A 266-nucleotide genomic window follows, 5' to 3' on the forward strand; every position below is an offset into this window, starting at 1 on the left:
GCCAATAGACCTCATCGATGTGCATATCCAGCCATAAGCTTAATTGGGCGGCCCGGTTTTTATCCGTGCCCAGAAAGAAAGTCAGCTTTCCGCCTGACCAGCTCGACACGGCATTGCCCGTCTGATGCAGCGTCAGCACAATATCGCTGTATTCGCGGGTCTTTTGGATCTGTTTATCCCGCATCACAAAAGGTTCAATATGCAAGGGGCGGCAGGTGTTAAACTGGAAATGTTGTTCCCCCACAGCGGCCGTAATCGGGACGCTT

1 pseudogene is annotated in these 266 nt (G+C 52.3%); it reads right to left on the reverse strand.

Annotation, left to right across the window (positions count from 1 at the left end):
- Positions 1-266 (reverse strand): annotated as a pseudogene (locus AAC854_RS23545) (type VI secretion system baseplate subunit TssF); the annotation flags it as partial.

Source organism: Xenorhabdus entomophaga (assembly GCF_037996725.1).
GTDB lineage: Bacteria > Pseudomonadota > Gammaproteobacteria > Enterobacterales > Enterobacteriaceae > Xenorhabdus > Xenorhabdus khoisanae.